Source organism: Pseudomonas sp. JV245A (assembly GCF_032424515.1).
Classification (GTDB): domain Bacteria; phylum Pseudomonadota; class Gammaproteobacteria; order Pseudomonadales; family Pseudomonadaceae; genus Aquipseudomonas; species Aquipseudomonas protegens.
In genome coordinates, this window is record NZ_VYKE01000569.1 from 1 (window position 1) to 395 (window position 395).

At 62.8% G+C, this 395-nt stretch carries 1 pseudogene; it reads left to right on the plus strand.

Annotated elements, in window-relative coordinates:
• Nucleotides 1-121 (plus strand): annotated as a pseudogene (locus F6S12_RS33070) (NADH oxidase); the annotation flags it as partial.
• Between the last annotated feature and the right edge of the window lie 274 nt (nucleotides 122-395).

A 395-nucleotide genomic window follows, 5' to 3' on the forward strand; every position in this document is an offset into this window, starting at 1 on the left:
TGTGGATGTCTACCTGTGCGGGCCGCCGCCAATGGTGGAGGCGGTGAGCCAGTTCATCCGCGAACAGGGCATCGCCCCGGCGAACTTCTACTACGAGAAGTTCGCCGCCAGCGCCGCCTGAAGAGCGCCTCGCCGCTGTAGGAGCTGGCTTGCCAGCGAAGGCGTCCATCAGGGTGCTGCAAGGCTCGCGGGCCCTTTCGCCGGCAAGCCGGCTCCTACGGGATCCCACACGGCAAGGCATAGCATTGTAGGAGCTGGCTTGCCAGCGAAGGCGTCCATCAGGGTGCTGCAAGGCTCAAGGGCCTCTTCGCCGGCAAGCCGGCTCCTACGTCGGGTGGTGTTCTCCCTATCTTTTTGCATTTACGAGGTTTCCATGAACCGTTTCCACAACCAAG